The organism is Amycolatopsis sp. NPDC058278 (assembly GCF_042881395.1).
In the GTDB taxonomy this organism is placed as follows: Bacteria; Actinomycetota; Actinomycetes; order Mycobacteriales; family Pseudonocardiaceae; genus Amycolatopsis.
In genome coordinates, this window is record NZ_JBHVXZ010000046.1 from 1 (window position 1) to 20,147 (window position 20,147).

15 protein-coding genes are annotated in these 20,147 nt (G+C 66.5%); 9 read left to right on the forward strand and 6 right to left on the reverse strand.

The genetic code is table 11. The features are described from left to right. Positions 1-423: 423 nt before the first annotated feature. On the reverse strand, positions 424-2,991 hold the full coding sequence (lanKC, locus tag ACFVYA_RS23895; protein WP_387048015.1) for a class III lanthionine synthetase LanKC: 2,568 nt from the start codon (positions 2,989-2,991) through the stop codon (positions 424-426). Positions 2,992-3,425: 434 nt separating this feature from the next. On the opposite strand from lanKC, the gene ACFVYA_RS23900 reads away from it, so the two are divergent. The 3 genes from ACFVYA_RS23900 to ACFVYA_RS23910 all read left to right on the forward strand — a co-directional run bounded on the left by ACFVYA_RS23900 (position 3,426) and on the right by ACFVYA_RS23910 (position 5,074). Then, the gene (locus tag ACFVYA_RS23900) at positions 3,426-3,791 is read left to right on the forward strand and encodes a hypothetical protein (protein ID WP_285987806.1); all 366 of its coding nucleotides are present in this window, start codon (positions 3,426-3,428) and stop codon (positions 3,789-3,791) included. A 22-nt stretch (positions 3,792-3,813) separates the two neighbouring features. After that, a complete protein-coding gene (locus ACFVYA_RS23905; protein WP_285994054.1) occupies positions 3,814-4,185 on the forward strand; it encodes a hypothetical protein in 372 nt (123 codons plus the stop codon). 172 nt (positions 4,186-4,357) lie between these two features. After that, entirely contained in the window at positions 4,358-5,074 is a 717-nt protein-coding gene (locus tag ACFVYA_RS23910) for a S1 family peptidase (protein ID WP_387048018.1), read from the forward strand. Between the two features lie 46 nt (positions 5,075-5,120). On the opposite strand, the gene ACFVYA_RS23915 is transcribed toward ACFVYA_RS23910, so the two are convergent. Continuing rightward, a complete protein-coding gene (locus ACFVYA_RS23915) occupies positions 5,121-6,422 on the reverse strand; it encodes an alginate lyase family protein (RefSeq protein WP_387048019.1) in 1,302 nt (433 codons plus the stop codon). 108 nt (positions 6,423-6,530) lie between these two features. Next, positions 6,531-7,040 (reverse strand): SixA phosphatase family protein, encoded by a 510-nt coding sequence (locus ACFVYA_RS23920; protein ID WP_387048020.1) that lies wholly within the window; start codon positions 7,038-7,040, stop codon positions 6,531-6,533. Positions 7,041-7,271: 231 nt separating this feature from the next. Between ACFVYA_RS23920 and ACFVYA_RS23925 the strand changes: the two genes are divergently transcribed. From ACFVYA_RS23925 to ACFVYA_RS23950, 6 genes are all read left to right on the forward strand, one after another. Next, positions 7,272-8,186, forward strand: a complete 915-nt coding sequence (locus ACFVYA_RS23925) for a hypothetical protein (protein ID WP_387048022.1) — start codon at positions 7,272-7,274, stop codon at positions 8,184-8,186. A gap of 906 nt (positions 8,187-9,092) precedes the next feature. Next, a complete protein-coding gene (locus ACFVYA_RS23930; RefSeq protein ID WP_387048024.1) occupies positions 9,093-11,096 on the forward strand; it encodes an N-6 DNA methylase in 2,004 nt (667 codons plus the stop codon). Further along, positions 11,093-11,371, forward strand: coding sequence for a hypothetical protein (locus ACFVYA_RS23935; protein ID WP_387048026.1), 279 nt, complete (start codon positions 11,093-11,095; stop codon positions 11,369-11,371). The genes ACFVYA_RS23930 and ACFVYA_RS23935 overlap by 4 nt, the downstream gene beginning before the upstream one ends. 381 nt (positions 11,372-11,752) lie before the next feature. Then, on the forward strand, positions 11,753-12,073 hold the full coding sequence (locus ACFVYA_RS23940) for a hypothetical protein (protein WP_387048028.1): 321 nt from the start codon (positions 11,753-11,755) through the stop codon (positions 12,071-12,073). Next, on the forward strand, positions 12,066-13,232 hold the full coding sequence (locus tag ACFVYA_RS23945) for a putative T7SS-secreted protein (RefSeq protein WP_387048029.1): 1,167 nt from the start codon (positions 12,066-12,068) through the stop codon (positions 13,230-13,232). Before ACFVYA_RS23940 ends, ACFVYA_RS23945 begins: the two co-directional genes overlap by 8 nt. A 41-nt stretch (positions 13,233-13,273) precedes the next feature. After that, positions 13,274-13,699 carry a contact-dependent growth inhibition system immunity protein gene (locus ACFVYA_RS23950; protein ID WP_387048031.1) on the forward strand — a complete coding sequence of 142 codons (426 nt, stop codon included), beginning with the start codon at positions 13,274-13,276 and terminating at the stop codon, positions 13,697-13,699. Positions 13,700-13,861: 162 nt separating this feature from the next. Here ACFVYA_RS23950 and ACFVYA_RS23955 read toward each other — a convergent pair whose 3' ends face one another. The 3 genes from ACFVYA_RS23955 to ACFVYA_RS23965 all read right to left on the reverse strand — a co-directional run bounded on the left by ACFVYA_RS23955 (position 13,862) and on the right by ACFVYA_RS23965 (position 20,012). After that, positions 13,862-16,828, reverse strand: a complete 2,967-nt coding sequence (locus ACFVYA_RS23955; RefSeq protein ID WP_387048033.1) for a type I restriction endonuclease subunit R — start codon at positions 16,826-16,828, stop codon at positions 13,862-13,864. 170 nt (positions 16,829-16,998) lie between these two features. After that, positions 16,999-18,270 (reverse strand): restriction endonuclease subunit S, encoded by a 1,272-nt coding sequence (locus ACFVYA_RS23960; RefSeq protein ID WP_387048035.1) that lies wholly within the window; start codon positions 18,268-18,270, stop codon positions 16,999-17,001. After that, on the reverse strand, positions 18,267-20,012 hold the full coding sequence (locus ACFVYA_RS23965; protein ID WP_387048037.1) for an N-6 DNA methylase: 1,746 nt from the start codon (positions 20,010-20,012) through the stop codon (positions 18,267-18,269). The genes ACFVYA_RS23960 and ACFVYA_RS23965 overlap by 4 nt, the downstream gene beginning before the upstream one ends. Between the last annotated feature and the right edge of the window lie 135 nt (positions 20,013-20,147).

Genomic DNA, 20,147 nt, shown 5'->3' on the forward strand with positions numbered 1-20,147 from the left:
CGCGGGCGGCCCCCCCGCGGGGGGGCGCGCCCCCCCCCATGGTGGGGCAACCTTTGGGGGGGGGCCGCCCGCCCGCCGCCGCCCCCCCCCCGGGGCGCGCCCCCGCCACTGCCCCATGTGGCAGGTGGAGATCGCGGAGTCGTCGCCGGCAGGCGCCCCGCCGACAACCGCGACCTCCACCCGCAGTCGGCCTGCTGGTCGGTCGCGGACCCCGTCGCCGGAAGGCGCCCCGGCGGCGGCCCGCGCCACTACCGCAGGCAGCGGCCGCCCGACACTGGGCGGTTGTACCGGCTGTGCCGCGTTGACCCGGCCGTCGAGCTCCTCACTGCCTAATGCGGCTGGACGTGAAGCGCTGCTTGGCCTTCGTGCGTGCAGCCGGAAGCAGTCAGCGGCGACCCACGCCGGACGTCGTGGCGATTTCGGTCAGCGACCAGCGGCCGGGTAGATCGGCGTGCCACCCAGGAAGGGCAACACCTCGCTGCCGTCGAAGAGCGAAGCCAGAGAAAGGAGGATCCCCGCGCCGCCGGTCTTGACGTCCATCGAGAGCCGTAACAACCGGTTGCCCGGGAACGCGAGGCCGTTCTTGTACGGCACCGCATACCAGGCCAGCCACGCCAGGTGACGGTCGATCGCCGCCGCACGGCTCGGCTGCTCCGCGTCCGGGTTCGCGGCCAGCGCGACCGCCAATCCGCACCGGCCGTTGAGCAGGCCGGGCTGGACGACGAACTCGCCGAGGCACGCCTCACGTAGAGCGGAAATACTGTCAACGGCCTCCGCGTCCGGGCGGTGGCGCGCCAGCTGCTCGGCAACCAGGAGGATCCCGGCGCTGCCGACGCCCGCGTAGGGCAACGTGCGGGCCACACCGTCGCGGACCTGCAGCGAGCCGTCGTCGGCTTCGATGCACTCTTCGAGGTCGCGGCACAGCGCCTGGTCGGCGAAGGAGAGCCAGGCCGACTCACCGGTGCGCTCGAAGAGGCGGATGAAGAGCAATGCCGGCCCGGCCCAGCCGGACAGCAAGCCGGCCCGGGCGGAGTTCCCCGGCGGCGCCGCGGTCTCGAGCGCCTCGGCGAGCCGGACGGCCGTGGTCAGCGCCTGGCGCCCGAACTCGTTGTCCTGGCGAACCGTCGCGAAGTGCAGCATCGTCAACCCGATGCCGGCCAAGCCGCTCTCGAGAGAGTGGGCGGTCGTCTGCTCGACGAGCCGCGTGGACGTCGCCAGCAGCTTGCCGGCCTCGTCGTGGTGCCCGAAGTTCTCCAGCACGTAGGCGATGCCGGAGCTGCCGTCGTAGAAGCCGGGCCGGGTCGGCAGGTCGCGACGGACCGATTCGATCAGCCAGCGTTCGTGCTCGGGGAAGCGGCCGGCCCCGGCGACGTCGAGAGCGTGCAGCACGCCGGCGGCCCCGACCCCGTAGCACGCACCGCCGACGCGGAACTGTTCGATGTCGCCGGGGAACAGCCGGTCGTGACGCGCGGGTGTCGCGCTGGCGAGGATCGCCTCGGCGATCTGCTTGCGGACCAGCGACCAGTCCGGTTTGTCGTGGTCGAGCTCGGTGTGGACCGGTGCCGGCTCCGCGGGGACTTCACGCGGGGACAGCACCGCGACCGCGGCGTCGGCGTATCCCTCGGGTAGCGGGAATCTGCGTTCGACGAAGTCGGCGATACGACGCAGCTTCGCCGGAGCGAGCTCAACCAGGGGCGTTAGCGGCAGGAACAGCCACAGCCGCAACGCTGCGAGCGCGTGCTCGTCGACCGCGAAGCCGGTGCGGTCGGCCGGAGCGCGGAAGCCGGGCGTGCCCGGTGCCGGACGGTCGGCGGACTCGGCGTCGAACGCCGTCCCGAAGTCGGTCAGGGAGATCCGGTCGTGGTGGTCTTCGTCGACCGAGATGTTCAGGGGGTGCAGGTCACCCAGGACGATGCCGCGGGCGTGGGCTTCGGCGATCGCCTTCTCCACTCCCTCGACGATGTCCAGGGCGCGGCGTGCGTACGCGGCGAGGTCGGCGGTCGTCGTGCTGCGCCTGGTCAGCGGGTAGTTGCGGGTCAACCAGCCGGCCAGTGAGATCCCCGGCAGGTACTCCGTGGCGAGGTAGCGGCGCTCTGAAACGGTGAACCACTCGACGACCCGCGGCACGCTCGGGATGCCGGCGAGCCGGGCGAGCACCTCGTGCTCTCGGCGCAGCCGTTCGACGGCGTCGATCCGCGCCTCGTCGAGACCTGCGTATGGGCGAGCCTCCTTGAGGACGACCTGGTCGCCGCCCGCCTTCGGGTCGGCGAGGTAGCTGCCGCCGCCGTTCGAGGCGTGGAGTGGCCTCACCATCCGGTACGGAAAAGGGGCCCGAGCACCCGCTTTGCCCGCGGTGATGCTGCTTCGCAAACAGGCGGGGAGCTTGACCCAGTCGGGCACGGAGAACGTCGGTTCCCGCTTCTCGGGTACCAGCCGGCCGTCCGGCTTGCGGACGGCCGGGACGCGGTTGCCATCGTGCTCGACCCACTGTTCGGCGAATCCGCCGTAACGCACGTAGACGGGTCCGTCGCCGTACCGCAAGGCGCTCGGAATTCCGGGGCCGTGCTCACCTTCCAGCCGTGTTGACAGGTCTGCGAGCACTCGCTCGAGTTCGTTGTGGTCAGCCGGATAAATAGTCGCCAGCTCGACCTCGTTGTCGCTGGACGCGTATTTCGAATTCCGCGCCAGCAACGTCAGCGGCGAGCGGAGGTGCTTGTAGGCGACCGCATGCTCGATACAGGACTCGTACACCTGCGTAAGCACCCGGCTCGCGTTGTCCAGACCGGCCGAAACGTGGACCTGCCAGCCCTGGGCGGGGAGAACACGGCCGTCAGGGTGCCTCGCGCGCCACACTCCGCGGTCCGTGGTGACCCACCCTGCCACCGATGCGGGGAGCGCCGGGGAGAAATCCTCGACCGGCGCACCGTTTTCCCGCTGTTCGTCGTAGAACAACGGGTCGGCGAAGCAAAATGCTTCGTAGCGCAGGTCCATCCGAGATACCCCTCCGTGCGACCCCCGGGCATGACTGCCCCGGGACAAGAGATATTCCCCCATGCCGGACCCCTCTGCGCCAATCCGCCAACCCGGCGGTTCAACTGGGCTATCCGAGGTAGACAAAAAGGGCGACTACCGGCCAGTAGTCGAACTCAGGGTGATTTTGTCCAGTCCGACTACCACACCATAGTGGTGTAACACGAAGGCCTTTCCGACATGTCCGCAGGCCCACCAAAGGATCCGGATGAAAATTCCACCGAATTGGCAATTTGCCATCAAGGCCGTTCGGTGATCGATTTTCCCGGTAGGCACCCGTCACGTGGGGACACGTCGGATCGCGGTGGTCCGCGCCACGCCCGCGGCACCTCGGCGGACGGGCCCGCCGGTACCACGGAGTAAGTTGACGGCCGGCGGACCGGAAGGAGGAACGGGTGGTCTTCGGATTCGCCGTGACGGTCGCCGTGGCTGCCACGCTCGTCGCGCTCTGGAGCTTCGTCCAGTCGGCTCGGAACCGGCTCCCGGACAACCCGCTGCTGATCGCGCTCGCGGTCCTCGAACTGCTGCTGGTCGTGCAGCTGGTGATCGGGATCGTGCTGCTCGCCGGCGGTGACCGGCCCGGCAGCCTGGCGACGTACCTGGCCTACCTGATCGGCTGCCTGGTCGTGCTGCCCGTCGGCGCCGCCTGGGCGCTGGCCGAGCGGAGCCGGTCGAGCACCGCCGTGCTCGGTATCGCCTGCCTGGCCATCCCGGTGATGGTGCTGCGACTGAACGAGGTGTGGAGTGGAGCAACAGCGTAGGACGGCCAGCGGCCCGGGACGGGTGCTCGTCGCCGTGTACGCGATCTTCGCACTGGCCGCGACGTCGCGGGCCGGCGTCCAGATCGGCACGAAGTTCCACGAAGCCCCGCTCGCCTACCTGCTCTCGGCGTTCGCCGCGGCCGTCTACATCGTCGCGACGATCGCGCTGGCCCGCCGTGGTGACGGCTGGTGGCGGGTGGCCCTCGTCGCCTGCTCGATCGAACTGCTGGGCGTGCTGACGATCGGCACGCTGAGCCTCGTCGACGCGGCCGCCTTCCGGCACCCGACCGTCTGGTCCGTCTACGGCGAGGGGTACCTGTTCATCCCGCTCGTGCTGCCGATCGTCGGGCTGTACTGGCTGCGGAAGACCGCACCGGTGAAGATCGCCGCCTGAGCGCGCGGAACAGTACGGGAACTGCACGTAGCCCACTCCGGGGAATAAATACGGATTCGACCGGCGACTTTCGTCGGTTCCGGACATTCACCGAAAACTCGGACAATCTTCGAGTTCGGTCCCCACCGGCTTTTCCCCCACGCGGTTCTCCCCCGCGTGAAAAGGAGTGAGCGTGAAATTCGGCAAGTTCGTTCTGCTGGCCGCGAGCACCGCACTGGCCGTCGTCGGCCTCGGCGGTCCGGCGGCCGCCGACAGCACCCCGCAGGCCCAGCCGTCGATCATCGGCGGCAGCACCGCCACCAGCGGCCCCTGGGCGGCCCGGCTGTTCGTCAACGGTCAGCAGAACTGCACCGCGACGATCATCGCCCCGCAGTACATCCTCACCGCCAAGCACTGCGTGAGCAGCTCCGGCACCTACACGTTCCGCATCGGCAGCCTCGACCAGTCGAGCGGCGGGACGACGGCCACCGGCTCCACCATCACGCGGTACCCCGGGTCCGCTGACCTGGCGATCGTCCGGCTCACCACCTCGGTGAGCGCCACCTACTCGCCGCTCGGCAGCGTCGGTGACGTTTCGGTCGGCCAGAACGTCTCGGTCTACGGCTGGGGCGCGACCAGCCAGTGCGGCTCCGAGATCAACTGCCAGTCGAGGTACCTGAAGGTCGCGACCGTGCGGGTGAACTCGATCAGCTGCAGCGACTACACCGGCGGCGTCGCCGTCTGCGCGAACCGCGTCAACGGCATCACCGCCGGCGGCGACTCCGGTGGCCCGATGTTCGCTTCCGGCCGCCAGGTCGGCGTCGCGTCGACCAGCGACCGGTCGAACAACACCGCGTACACGAACATCACGCGTTATCGCAGCTGGATTTCGCAGGTGGCGGGCGTCTGATTCCGCCGGAAAAGGGCCCGGCCGAGAAAGGCCGGGCCCTTTGCCATCAGGACGTCGAAATGTCGTCGAGCTGTTCCGCGGCCGGTCGCACCGGATAGAGGTCGCCGCCCGGCTCCACCGGCACCCGGGGCAGCGCCGCGCGAGCCGCCCGGTCGCCCGCGTCGGCCGCCGCGTGCAGGACGTCCAGCGCCGCATACGGCCGGAAGTCCAGCTCGGGGTACGGCCACGCCGGCTGCCCCTGCGTGGCGCCCGGGATCAGGAGGTCGACCGCGCCGAACAGCGTCGCGCCGCTCGGTGCCGTGTAGTGCCACAGGTCGACGCCGACGTGCTTGCCGATCTGCGCGAGCCGGGTCAAGGCGACCAGGTTGAACGCCGAGTAGTGCCAGCTGCGCGTCCGGCTCGTCTCCTGGGGTTGCAAGCCACCCGCCTGGATCTGTGGTGCGATCCGGCCGGGTCCGGCGTCCCGCGCGATGGCCGCGGCCAGGTCCCGCTGCCCCGTGCCGAGGGCGAGCGCGGCGACGAGCATGTCGTAGAAGCTGCCGTGGTTGTTCTGGGCCTTGGCTTCGTCGGTCCCGTTCTTGCTGGTGCGCAGCCAATCCAAGAACTGCGTGTACCAGCCGGTCATGCCGGTCTGGTCGGTCTTCGTCCAGCCGGGCGCGCCGGTGGCCAGGATCGCGGTAGCGTCGACGACCTGGCTCAGCGTGTAGGAGAACTCGATGATGCCGATGCCGCGGCCGTCCACCTTGCACGGGATGCCCTGGGCGAAGTTCATGTTCGGGTTCATCTTCGTGGCCGCGTCGAGGAACCACGTGCGCAGGTCGAGCGCCGCGCGCCGGGCGTACCGCGCGTCCCCGGTGTAGTACCAGGCGAGCGCGAGCCGGTAGATCGCGGCGAACGCCTGACCGCGGTAAGCGTGGTCGGTGATCTCGTCGACGATCGGGTTGCGCTGGCCGTCGCGCTGCACGAACGGGCAGCCCCACGGGTTTTCGGCGGTCGGCTGCGTCGTCGGCCACCAGTAGGGCGCGAGGCTCAGGTAGTCGTGCTTGTCCCCACTGGGCGGGACCTGTTTCTTCGACGTGACGCTCCACGGTCCCGCCGTGAGGTCGCTTCTCGCGGCCGTGAGCAGGTTGTTCAGCGCGGTGCGTGACGTCTTGTCGCCGACGAGCGCGGCGAACTTCGTGCGAAGCAGCTGATTGCCGTCGAGAACGGCGGTTGCGGGTGCGCACACCGGCCCGATGACCGGGACGGCGCAGCCGGTGGGTCGCGACGCGGCCTCGGCCGGCGCGGCGAAAGAGGCGACGAGGCCGAGTGCGGCGAGCGTGGCCACGACGGTGTGGCGGAAAACCATGTCCGCTCCATTCACAAATATGAACATCAGACCTGTGAGTGAATGGAGAGTACGCATGTGAACATCCAGGAAGCAATGCCTGGTCCAAACCACCGGACCACCGGACCGTCAGCCGGTGAAGTCGCGCGGCTGGAAGAAGGCGACGAGCCGGGCCGTGCGAAGATCGTCCCAGGGGTCCGTGGTCGCGAGCACGGCCGCGGCGCCGGTGGGGAATTTGTTCTGGACCGGCAGCGTCTCCTCCCCCTGCCCGGCGAGGTGCAGCGTCACGTCGCTGACGCCGGGCTCGTGCCCGACCAGCGCGAGCGTGGTGACATCGGGTGGCGTCCGGCGGGCGGCGTTCAGCAGCTCGCGGACGTCGGCGCCGTAGAGGTCGTCGTCGTACTCGACGGGCGGCGGAGCGGGGAGTTCGTCGCTCACGCGCAGCCAGGTTTCCCGCGTGCGACGCGCGGTGGAGCAGACGACCAGCTCGGGAACGTACCCCTCCGCGGCGAGCCACCGGCCGAGCCGAGGCGCATCACGGAGACCGCGGGGCGCGAGGGGGCGCTCGTGGTCGGGCAGGCCCTCCGACCAGTCCGACTTCGCGTGCCGGACAACGATGAGCCACCTGGTCGCGTCCATGCCCGCCACCCTAACGGCGAAAGGGCGCTGAGCGGATCGCTCCAGCGCCTGGTTTCCGCTCAGCGCTGGGTCGGCAGCGGGCGATGGGCCCGCTCGGCAACGCTTGCCACGCCGCCGGCGCATCAGGCCGCGATGCAGTGCGGCATGCTGCCATTCCTGGTCGCACTGGACCGCTGACCCGATAGGGTGACCCCCGAACAAAGTTGATCTAGCGGATCTGGGGTGGTTAGCGTGGGAAAAATCCGACGTCTGGCAACGATCGCGACCGGTGTCGTGGCCAGTGTGGCGATGGCGGCCGCGCCGGCTTCGGCGGCGACGTCTTCGGTCGACCTTCCCGAGGGGATGACCGCCAGCTACCTCGTCGTGGATCAGGAAACCGGCCAGACCTTCGGCTCCGACGAGCACAAGCAGTACCGCTCGGCCTCGCTGGTCAAGCTGTTCATCGCCCTTGACTACCTCGAATCGCACGGTCCCGACTACGAAATCCCCGCCGACGATCTGGCGCTGCTCGAGCCGATGCTGCGTTCCAGCAACGACGACGCCGCCAGCACGCTGTGGGTGCGCGACGGCTGGGACGAGATCGTCAAGCGGATGGTCACCAAGCTCGGTCTCACCGACACCGCGCCGCCCACCGCCCGCGGCAAGTGGGGTTACACCGCGATCAGCGCCGCGGACATCGCCAAGACTTACCAGTACATCCTGCACGAGGCGAACCCGAAGTACCGCGACTTCATCATGGGCAACCTGGCGCTGTCGACCAAGTGCGGATCGGACGGCTTCGACCAGTCGTTCGGCATTCCGAGCGCGGTGCCCGGGCCGAGGGCGGTCAAGCAGGGCTGGTCCGGTTTCGGTGCCGCGCCGGCCCCCGGTCAGGAATGCTCGGAGACCAACGCCAAAATGCTGCGCGTGCTGAAGTCGCCGGAGGTCAAGGCGGCCACCGCGATCGCGTCCAGCGGCGAGGGCACGACCGGCGCCCAGGACATCGACCTGACCAGCCGCGCGATGCACACGAGCGGCACGGTGGGCGCGGACAACGAAAAGATCATCGTGGTGCTGACCCTGGAGCCGACCACGCTGTCCTGGCAGGACTCCGCCAGCCGGATCACCGAGCTCACCCGGGAGATCTACTTCCAGTGCGCGCTCTGAAAGCGCTTGGATGAAGCGCCGGTGGTGGCGGTCGCCGACCAAGCGGCCGTCGCCACCGAAGCGCGGTCATCTTCGAGGCTCACCAGATCGGCAAACACGAACATCCCCGCCGGTCAGCGAGGATGTCGAGAGTGGGCCGCCTGGGGCTCGAACCCAGAACCTACGGATTAAAAGTTTGAGTGAAACCAATGTCGGCGAGTGCCATTGAGGGCCGTCATCTGCCAATAAATGCAGGTCAGCTGATATTTTCCCAATTTTCGGTGTCGCGGAGTGTCGCATGGTGTCGGGCACTACTCCGGCAACGGAGCCCCATCGGAGACGCAGTGATGGGTACATCTAGTCCACGGTGGTCGATGCCGAGTCATCCATGGTCGGCGTCGAGACGTATCCCACGTCGATACCGTGCACGTCGGCGCCCGAGATGCCCGTTGTTCCACGCGGGACGGTCACCGCGTCCAGGGCGACCCTTCAGCCGTCGATGCAGGCGAAGCCGCGCTGATCCTCGAGCTGTTCCGTAGTAGAATGGGCCGGGAGGTCACGGCGCCGGAGACGACCGAGGGCCACCAGTGAACAGGCCAAGAACTTGGTCGTCGTCTTGGCGCGATCGCCAATTTTCACTTGAGAGAAATGGCAACTTTCGTCCGATTGAGGCAGCCCGCAGGGCCACGAGGCCTTTGGCGGAGCCACGTCGCGCTTAGGCGATGCTCGCCGAACCCGTCAACGCTCCGATGAGGCCGAGCACATCGTATTCGCCGGGCAATCCGCGACCTGCTCGCCAAGCACGACGAGACCCGCGCCGGCTTACTCCCTGAGCAGGACGCAGCTACCGAGGAGCTGCCGCACAGACTGCGCGTGAACCTCCTTAACGAGTTGACATGTTAAGGAGGTTCACGGAAGACTGCAGGCGTGCCCATCGGAGATGACAACCTGCAACTCGTGAGCCTTGCCGACATCGCAGAGCTCACGCAGTTGACGCGTCCTGCCATCAGCAACTGGCGCCGGCGGCACGACGACTTCCCGCAGCCGGTCCAGGAGACTGGCGCGGTCAGCCTGTTTCGACTCGCGGACGTCCAAGCGTGGCTGACCAAGCACGACAAGAAGCAGATCGAATTCACAGCGCGCCAGGAGGTCTGGCGAGCACTTAGTGTCGTCCGCGGGTATGTCACCGTCACGCGGGCTGTCGAAGTCTGCCTCTGGGTACTGGGCATGTACGTGCTCAACGCCGAGCTAGACGAGGATGGCCGACTGTGGCCGTCAGGCCGATACGGAACCGATCCCGCTGATCTCCTCGATGCGGCAGCTGACGTCGCAGGCGAGTACCTACTGGGAAAGCCGCTCGAGCTCGATCCGGGCGAGGCCAGCAAAGCAGCCCCCCTCGTCGGAGAGCTACCCCGGCTCGTCCGCGAATACGGCGCGGCCGAGGTGTGCGAAGCCCTCATCGCAGAGGCATCGGAACGACAGGGCAAGGGGTCCGGGCAGTACGTCACCCCCGCCGCGCTCGCTCAGCTCATGATCGCACTCGCCAATCCCCTCACCGGCACGGTCTACGACTTCGCGTGCGGCTGGGGAAACGTGCTGATGCACGCGCACTGGAACCGGTCCCCCGATACTGCACTGCACCTGAACGGGGACGACAACCTCCCGATCGCCTGGATGATCGCAGCATTGCGCATGCTGATTCACGGGGCGGACGGCACGATCGGAAACCAGAACGCCACCACCACGCACACCAGCCGGAACGCGGACTTCGTCTTCACCGACCCGCCGTTCGGCGGCCAGGCCGACACCTGGACCTGGCTCCACCGGACCATCCACCACCTCGGCGAGACGGGCCGCGGCTTCCACCTGACACCGATGGGGCCGCTGTTCTGGAGCGCGCGGGGGGCTCTAAACCGCCGACAACTCGTGAAACAGGGCTCGGTCGAAGCCGTGATCACCCTGCCAGCGGGCTTGTACCCTCACACAGCCATACCCATGGCCCTGTGGCTCCTTCGCCCCCCTGGCAAGCCCAGGTCAACGGTGTTGCTGGTTAACGGAAGCAACCTGGGCACTCCCAAGCGATCGCAGCGCGAACTCACCTCCGCCGACATCGAAAAGATCGTCGAGTGCCACCAGGCCTGGAAACACGATGACCAGCGGACACCCGAAGGCGGTCTGCCGTGTCAGGCTGTTTCGATCGAGAAACTGCTCCAAGGCGAATGCCGACTGGACGCGGCCCACTGGACATCCCCCGAAACGACGTCGGACGTGCACGCGTCGCGGATCCGCTCGGCACACGCGAAGGCACGCGACACCACAGCCCAGGTGCCTCCGGTGCCGGCACTCGGCGCTCTGCGGCCGGTGCAGACCCAGTCCGTGCTCGTGCGAGATCTTGGGGAGGTCGTCCGCGGAATCCGTGTGCCGCAGGACCGCCTGGGTCTTGGCTCCACCCCGCTAATCCAGGCCAAGGACATCCAACGCGACTGGACCGCGCTTCCATCCAGCACCGTAGACCACGAGCAACTCGGCCGGGACCTGCCCCGAACCCGCCCTGGCGACGTGCTCGTCTTCGCCCACGACGGCCAAGTCCGCGCCGGGGTCGACGAAGCTGGTGGCGCGGTTGTCGCCGCGCCGCTGCAGGTCGTGCGCCTCCAGGAACAGACCGGTGACCGCGCACTGCTGCTCGCGGTCCTACTGTCCGGAACACCGATCTCCGCGTCGGCCACGCTGTCCTACGCGGACATCCGGGACCTCACGGTGGCCTGGCCCCCTGTGCGGGACTCGGCACAGGTGACCAGCGTGCTGCGCTCGGTGATCGCCCAGCGCGACGCTGTCCAAAAAGCCGCGACCGCGGCCAATGAGCTGCTGGACGCGATGGTCGCCGCGATGGCCGCAGGCTTGCACCCAGGTGAAGCCGAGGACTTTCGATGACGACGCGAACGGGGAGGCCGGCGGGAGATCCGCGCACCGTGATCGGTCTTATCTTCCGCATCATCGACGAGCCACGCAGGGCAGCCTGCACAATCGCGATCCTCATCCTGCCGCTCTGCGTCGTCGCCCAGGTGCTCGGGAGTGGCCCCGTCTTCGGCGTGCCGGTGGCATGGATCGGCGGCGTGGGCAGCGTGTCGGGCACCACAGTGCTCGCTCTACTCCGCCGACGGGCCCGAAAACGTGCCGAGGCAGCCGCCGACGGCGAACAGCAATAAGGCGACCATTGACCAGGCGCCCACGCAGACTGCCTCATTGGAGGTCCCCGCGCCCCACCCACCCTGCTGCAAAGCGTGTGAAGGTCGCTCGTTCCCAGCCGTCGACGTCGAGGCCGCAACGAGGGTGCGGATCGTGTCGAGCACCGGAGTGGCACATGCAACCACCAGCGAGAAGTTGCCAACCGCGACGACAACAACGCAGCCGCTGTCTTGGGCGGCTACATCACGACGCCAGCCTCCGCACCAGCACGTTTGTGAGCAAACGACAGGCCAAGCTCGGCTTGTGCCACCTCGCTCCCGGCGATCGGGCACTTGTCAATGGTGATCGCATCCTCCACACTCGACGAGCACTGAACGTGTTCGAGGGGGATGGTTTCAGTAGTGGACGGTCCTGGGTTCCATGTCGACGTCGGCAAGGTCGAGGAAGCCGCGAACGGCATCAAGCGAAGCGTTACCGACCAGTCGAGCTTCGAGCTGCGCGACCTGTGCGGCGACACCGGCCTGTACGGACACGACGGCATCCACAACTCGCTGATGAACTTCTGCGTCCGCTGGAGCGACGGCCTCGACATCTTGACTGACGACGCGGACGCGATCGGCGACGTACTCACCAAGGCAGCCGCCGCGTACCGAGCGACGGACACCTCCGCTGCCGGCTCACTCACCACCGACCCGGGCCAAGGACCGGTGGACGATGGCTGAACTCGGCGACACCAACGACCCGACAGCCCTCGTCCCAGGCAAGCCCGAAGCGATCGAGGAAAACGCCCGCGTCCTCAACGCCCGCGGCGACCTCGCCGGCCAAGCCGCCGACGGACTCAAAGCCATCGACACCGGAGCCTGGGAAGGCCCCGCCGCCCGCGCGTTCCACGACAAGTTCAGCTACGAACCGAACAAGTGGTTCGACGCCGCCGACGCCCTGCACCGCGGCGGATCACTGCTGACCGACTACGCGCGCACACTCCGCTGGGCCCAAACCCAGGCAGGCGAAGCCATCGCCCAGTGGAACAGCGCCCAGGCCGCCACCCAACAGGCCAAGACGCGGCATGATGCCACATCTGCCGAAGCGCAGGCCAACAACCAGCCTCCGCCACCGTTCACCGATCCGGGTGAAGCCGGACGGCAAGCTGCCCGGGACACGCTGAACCGGGCCCGAGCACAGCTGACCGAGGCCGGGGACTACATCGCCGGCATGCTCGACACCGAAGCGGACGTCGCGCCGCAAAAGTCCAGCTGGCTCGACGACGCCGGCAACTTCCTCGCCGACCTCGGCACCCACGCGGCGAACAGCCTCGCGTCGTTCGGCAACGCCATGCTTAACCACCCGGTCGACACCGCCGCAGCGGTCGGCGGCATGGCGCTGACCGCGATCAGCTCAGCGGGTGAGGGCGCCGGCATCGCCCTCGACGCCACCGGCGTCGGCGCCATCGCCGGCGTACCCCTCAACGTCGTCTCCGCGGCCGGCATCGCCGCCGGCGGAACGATGACCGTCGGTGCCGTCGGCGACCTCGCCCGACACGCCATGACCGACAACCACGTCGAACCCGTCAAACCACGCGCCAACCCGACCAAACCCACCAAGACGGACCGACTCAAGGAACACCTCACCGACAAGGACCTCGACGGCGCTCGCCGCGAACTGAACGGCGAGGTCGTCGCCCGAAAAGGCGACGGCACCCCCTGGGACCACGTCACCGAAGTCAGAGAGGCCCAGAACGGCCTCTCGAACCAGATCAACCGGTTGAAACGCCAGCTCAGCGACTCGCGGCTGTCGCCGGAAGACCGTCCCGCCGTCGAGGCCGAGCTGTCCGAGGCCAGTCGGCTGCTCGACTACAGTGAGCAGTGGGTACCACGCGGATAGCAGCTACACCCACGCGACCACGAGAGCTGACACGAGGAGCCATGGGGACCAGTCCTGACGTCGACGAATCGCTCACCCTCGAGCAGATCGAAGACCGCCACTGGGGCAATCCACCAGCTGACGCTACCCGGCTGATCAAGACCGTCTACGAGCTGCGCCACAAACCGATCGGCTCCTTAGACGTGGAAGACCTCCGTGTGCTCCTGCTTCAGCAGGAGAGCCCCGACGTGCTGGTCCCCCTTGCGCTGGCCCACCTCGAGCAGAACCCACTCGCCGAAGGCGACTTTTACCCCGGAGACCTGCTAACCGCAGTGCTGAAAATTCCGCAAGCGTACTGGCAGCAGCACCCCGACCAACATCGCCGCGCATCAGCCCTGATCGGAGCAGTCGAGGCCCTTGGCAACCTCGACGAGCATGACGCACCACACGACACGATCTGGCAACAGATCAACACGTTCCGCGGCTGACAATCCACAATTAGGACAGCCGCGGACATCTGATCTGCGGGACGGTTTCAAGACCTGTCGGAGCAAGACGGGAATGGCGCTGACCGTTGCCAACTGTACGAGCCGCTCTCGCTACCGCTGCGATGGTCCGAAACATCATTCGCGGTATGGCACCCAGGCTGCTCACACATCCGTCTGCTGATCAATCGCAGCCTCGTAAAAGGCGTCCGCAAGGGCCACGATGACAGCGTTGACGCCAGGTCCGTCGCTGAAGAAGTAGTCGGCCATGGTGTTGTGGGCCTCCTGGTTCTCGACCACCGCCTCGGTGACCGCGGCCTGGAAGTCCGGTGACTCCATGAACTGCTTCTTCGAGTTCACCTTGGTCTGGTTGACCAGGTCCGAATGGGCGAGCAGCCGCTGCACCAGTCCCTGCACGAACGCACGGACTTGAGATTCGGCGAACGACTCGGCGCCGAAGAGGTCGTTCATCTTGTCGATGACAACCTGGAGTGCGACGTATTTTGGCTCCTTCCGGGTGCCGGTGCCTGCGGCGCCGATGCCCTTGAGTTGCCCGTCACCGGTCAGCGAGATGTCGACCGCGGTCCCCTTGTTGTGCTTGACACCGACCAGGACCACATCGGACAGGTCGACCTCCGCGGCCCAGGACGAGTCTGCGATGACCTTCTCCAGGAGTCGCAGGAAGATTGACAACATCTCCAGGTACGCGTCGCCGTAGTCGACGACCTGGCTCATGAAGTCGTAGAGCCGGACGAGGGTGGAGACGTCCTTGCGGAACAGGTCGAGGGTATTGAGGGTGACCTTGTCGTCGGCCTCGATCGCAGCCGCGTAGCGGCGGGCGAACTCGTTCTTGGCCGGGCTGATCGCCGCCGAGAGCGCGTTGTTACCCTTCCGGGTGACCCACAGCTCGGCGACCTCGCGCACCTGCTCTGGTGTGTAGATCCCAGCCTGGGCGAGCTTATTGACGAGATGGACGACGACGTACGGGTCGGTCTCGGTCTCCAGGGTGGCGTTGGTGAAGTACGGCTCGAACGCGGCCCGGATGTCCTCGGGCTTGTTGACGAAGTCGAGGACGAATGTCTTGCGCTTCTGTTCTCCGCCGGCAGTGCGATGTGTGCGGTTCAGCCGCGAGAGCGTCTGCACGGCGGTAAGCCCGGTAAGCTTCTTGTCCACGTACATCGCCGAGAGCAGTGGCTGGTCGAACCCTGTCTGGAACTTGTTGGCGACCAGCATGATCTTATACGTCGTGCCCTTGAAGGCAGCGGCCAAGTCCGAGCCGGCACCGGGGTTCAGATTGGCTTCGGTGAACTCGTCGTCCCTGCTCGGCTGCGGTCCCCAGTCCGAAGCCCACTCCTCGTCCTCGGCCATCGTCACCGAGCCGGAGAAGGCGACCAGGGTGCGGTAGTTGTACGAGACGTCCTGGGCGGCCCGCTTGGCGATGTAGGCGTCGATCGCCTTCTTGTACTTCACCGCAGCCTTGCGAGAGCCGGTCACGACCATCGCCTTCGCCTTGCCCTCCAGCAGGTGGGCGACGTTGACGTGGAAGTGCTCGACGATGATCTGCACTTTCTGGCTGATGTTGGTCGGGTGCAGCCTCACCCACCGCATCAGCCCCTTACGCGCCGCAGCCTCGTCCACCACCACGTCGCCGTCGCCGCTCTCGGCCTGGCCGGCAATCTTCAGCGCGGTGTCGTAGGACTGGTAGCCCTTGAGTACGTCGAGGATGTAGCCCTCCTCGATCGCCTGTCGCATCGAATAAAGGTGGAACTCGACCGGCTTCCTGTCAGGACCCTTGCGGCCGAAGAGCTCCAGGGTCTTGTTCTTCGGCGTCGCGGTGAACGCGAAGTAGGAGATGTTCTTCGACTCGGCCCGCTCGGTCATCTCCGCGGCCAGGATCGACTCGACATCGACAGAGCCGCCGTCCTCTATCTCCTTGATCTCCTCAGCGGTCAGGACAGCCTTGAGTTTGGAGGAGATCTGCCCGGACTGCGAGGAGTGCGCCTCGTCGGCGACTACTGCGAACCGCTTCCCCCGCAGGCCCTTGCCGGCCCGGATCTCGTCGAGTGCGAACGGGAAGGTTTGCACTGTCACCGCGATGATCAGCTCCCCGTTCTTCAACGCGGTCGCCAGCAGCCCAGACTTCGACTTGGCGCCCGCCTTGCGGACGTCCTCCGGACTGATCGTGGCCACGATCTTCCCCGACCCGTCGATCTGCCGGATCGCCTCCTGGAGCTGACCGTCGAGCACGGTGCGGTCCACGACCACGATCACCGAGTCGAAGACCTTCTCGTCGTTCACGTGCAGCCGCGCCAGCCGGTGTGCGGTCCAGGCGATGGTGTTTGTCTTCCCCGAGCCTGCGGAGTGCTCGATCAGGTAGCGATGCCCCACTCCCTCCTCGCTCACCGCGGCCACGATTTTCGTCACGGCCTCCCATTGATGGAACCGGGGGAAGAGCATGCTCGTGCGCCGCACCGACGTCCCGGTCGCGACGTCCCATTCCTCCTTGGTCTCCACGATCATCAGCCGGCCGATGATGTTGAGCCAGGCGTGCTTCTCCCAGACCCGCTCCCACAGGTACGCGGTTGCTGAACGCCCGCCCGTACCCGGCGGGTTCCCCGCGCCATCCTCATGGCCGACGTTGAACGGCAGGAAGTGCGTCTTCTCGCCCTCGAGCCGGGTGGTCATCGCGGCCAGGTCGTTCGAGACCGCGAAGTGCACCACCGCCCGGTGCCCGAACGACAGCAGCGGCTCCGGCCGCCCGTTGGTCAGCGGATGACGGTGCTTGCGGTACTGGTTGATCGCCTCATCGAGGGACTGGGTGAAGTCGGTCTTCAACTCGACGGTGGCGACCGGGAGCCCGTTGATGAAGAAGACCAAGTCGATGCTGCGCTGATCGGCGGTGGAGAAGTACACCTGCCGCATCACCCGCACCCGCATCGCCGCGTACTGCTCGTTGGTGGTCGCGTTCAGGCTGGTCTCGGGCCGGAACTGTGCCATCTTCAACCGGCCGCCACCGATGTACTGCACTCCGTTGCGCAGGATGTTCAGCGTCCCGCCACCATGTTCCAGGGGCTTGTCCAGCGCTGTGGCCAGCACGTCGAGGAACTTCGCCTCCGACCCCGCCGCCTTCAACGATTTCGCGTATGCCGCCTGCTGGGTCTCCTCCAGCCAGGCGAACAGGTCCTCCGGGAAGAGCGCCCGCTCCCGGTCGTAGCCGGTGTCGTTCGCCGAGGACAGCCACCCGTGGGCCTCCAAGTACGCACAGATCTCGGATTCGAAGACGATCTCGTTGTGATCAGCCATCAGAGAGCCTCGCGTACGTCGACCTTGCCCGTTACGGCCGCAGTGATCAGTGCGGATCGCCGCTCCCGCGCAAGGTCGATGAAGCGCTCAGCTTCGGTCATGAGTGTGTCGATCTTCGCGGTCTGATCATCGAGGTACGCCGTGATCCGCTGCTGCTCATCGATCGGCGGCACCGCGACCTTGAAGTCGGCGAGCAGCGGACGCCGTAGAGACTCCATGGTGACCGTGTTGCTACCCGCGAGTGCGACTGGCCGAAGGAACGTCGACAGGAAGTAGTAGAAATACCAGCCCGTAACGTCCATGAAGTCTGTGAACACGTAGACCCGCTGGTGCGCTTCAAACTTCCCATCGAAGTAGTGGAAGACCTTGCCGGTACCGCCCTGACCGTCGCCAGGCGTCATGACCGCTTCTCCCTCAAACGAGTAGTGATCAATGCGCAGGATCTCACGACCGCGTACGTAGAACGGGTATTCACCGTCATCAGTGGCGTTCCCGGAGTCTTCGGACCCTGTTGTGATTGTGCACAGATACCGGGTACGAACCATTCGCCAGTGCTTCGGCACGGTGCCCAGCAGCTCCACCCCAGACGGCGCAGTCTCCGCATCGTCGAGACCGGACAGCAGCGCCGAGCGGATCGTTGCCTCACGCCGCTCGCGGAGCATCTCGATCAGGCGTTGTTGCTCCTCGATGAGCGTGTCGATGCGGGCGGTCTCACGGTCGAGGTAGTCGGCGATGGCGTGCTGCTCCTCCAGTGGCCGTACCGGGATAGGGAGGTTCCCGAGCGTCCACTTGTTGGTGCCTGCCAGGTTCGTCGTCTGCTTTGCGGTCGTACGGAAGTACGTCCGGGCAACTGAGCCATCCAGCCAGTAGACAAAAAACTCGGAGTCGAGTGCCTCGCTTGGCCTCACAGCGAAGATGTGATTCTGGTGCAGCATGTCCGGCACCTGGCCGCGCCAGAGCGCTCCCCGGCCTAGCTTATCGATGTCCCCGCCCTCGGTCATAAGGACGTCTCCAGGTTGGAGCATCGACGCCGCGGCCCGGTCCGGTGAAACCCGGACAGTTTTGATCTCCCGCATGGCCACGTATCCGACCTGAACGTTCGCGACACGCAGGTACGGCCACTCTGGGTCGGCAGGATTGCCCTCCCCGCTCAGGGTTATCCCAGTCTGAACCGTCGAAACGTGCTTCAGCCTTGTCATACCCCTGAGCGACTCCACATCGCTAATCCATGGCGCGCCCGAGTCGAGGTACTCAATGTATCGCTTGCTCATCCTTCCACCTCCCGCAGCAGGTCGAGGATCTTGGCGACCTGCTTCTCCAGGTCGGCGTCGATCTCGGCGAGGGGGCGCGGTGGGACGTACTTGTAGAAGTGGCGGGTGAAGGGGATCTCGTAGCCGGTCTTGAGTTTGGTCCAGTCGATCCAGGCGTCGGGAACGTGCGGTTTCACCTCGGCGTCGAAGTACGCCTGGATGACCTCGGCCTCGCCAGCCGCACCGGCGGTCGAGCCGCCATAGGTGAACGGGACGTTCTCGGTGTCGCGCTTCTTCGTGTCCGGCTTGGGCTTGCCCTTGCGGTCGACGACGGGATTGCCGGACTCGTCGGGGAGGGGACGTTCGACGGTGATGGTCCAGTAGCCGAACTCGTCGTTGCGCAGTACCTTGGAGTAGTCGGGGTCAGCGTCGGCGAAGTCGGCATACAGACGCACCACCTTGGCGCGGTCGCCCTCACTGAGCTCACGGTTCTTGGAGCCGAGGCTCTTGCGCATCTTGGTCCAGAACGAGGTGCCGTCGATGAGCTGGACCAGGCCCTTGCGGTCGAGGTGCTTGGTGTTGTCGAGGATCCAGATGAAGGTGGCGATGCCAGTATTGAAGAACATGTTAGTCGGCAGCGCGATGATCGCATCGACCAAGTCGCTTTCCAGCAGCCACTTGCGGATATTGGAGGGGCCGGACTCGGCGGCGCCATTGAACAGCGGCGAGCCGTTCATCACGATCCCGGCCCGGCCGCCGCCGTCCTCGGGAGCGCGCATCTTGTGAGCGAGGTGGAGCAGGAAGAGCATCTGCCCGTCCGAGGTCGACGGGAGGCCAGGGGCGAACCGGCCATAGGGACCAGCGGAGTCGCGCTCGGTGTTGACCGCCTTGGCGTACTGCTTCCAGTCGACGCCGTACGGCGGGTTGGACATGCAGAAGTCGAACTGGCGGCCCTTGAACGCGTCATCGGTGAGCGTGTTGCCGAAGGCGATATTGGTCGCGTCGTGGCCCTTGGCCAGCAGGTCGGACTTGCAGATCGCGTACGACTGCGGGTTGTACTCCTGGCCGAACAAGCCCAGCTTCGCGTCAGGGTTCTGCAGGAGCAGGTGTTCCTCGGCCAAGGCGAGCATGCCGCCGGTTCCGGCGGTGGGGTCGTACAGCGTCCGGATGATGCCGGACTCGGTCAGGGCGGCGTCCTTCTCGGCGAAGAGCAGGTCGACCAGCAGCCGGATCGCGTCCCGCGGGGTGTAGTGGTCGCCGGAAGTCTCGTTCGCGGCCTCGTTGAACTTGCGGATGATGTACTCGAAGGCATCGCCCATGTCGGCGTTGGAGACGACGTCCGGATGTAGGTCGACGCGTTTGAAGGACGTGATGACCTCGCGCAGAAGTTCCGCCTTCTCGAGGGCGAGGATCTCCTTCTTGAAGTCGAAGTACTCGAACACGTCGACATCGGGTGAGAACCGGTCGATGTAGTCGGCGAGGTTGTCCGCCAGCCCGTCGGCGTCTTCGAGGAGGTTGGCGAATGAGTAGTTCGAGGTGTTGAAGAACGGCCGGCCGGTCACCTTCTTGACCTCGTTCCTGAGCCGGTTCGGGTTGTCGTACTTCGCCGCCAGTTCGCGCACCGTCTCACGGTCGGGTTCGAGGATGCAGTCGAGACGACGCAGGATCGTGAGCGGGAGAATCACGTTGCCGTACTGGTTGGGGCGGTAGGGGCCCCGAAGCTGGTCGGCGATCAACCAGATAAAACTACCGAGAGTGCTCACGCGGCTCCTTACGACGTTCACTCGACGATGAATGGTGGACGTCCAGCATGGAGGACGTGCGCACCGTCCGACCAGGCGGCGCACAGTCTGCGACAGCCGGCGCGTCACAGGAACATCATGGCGCATCGCCAGTCC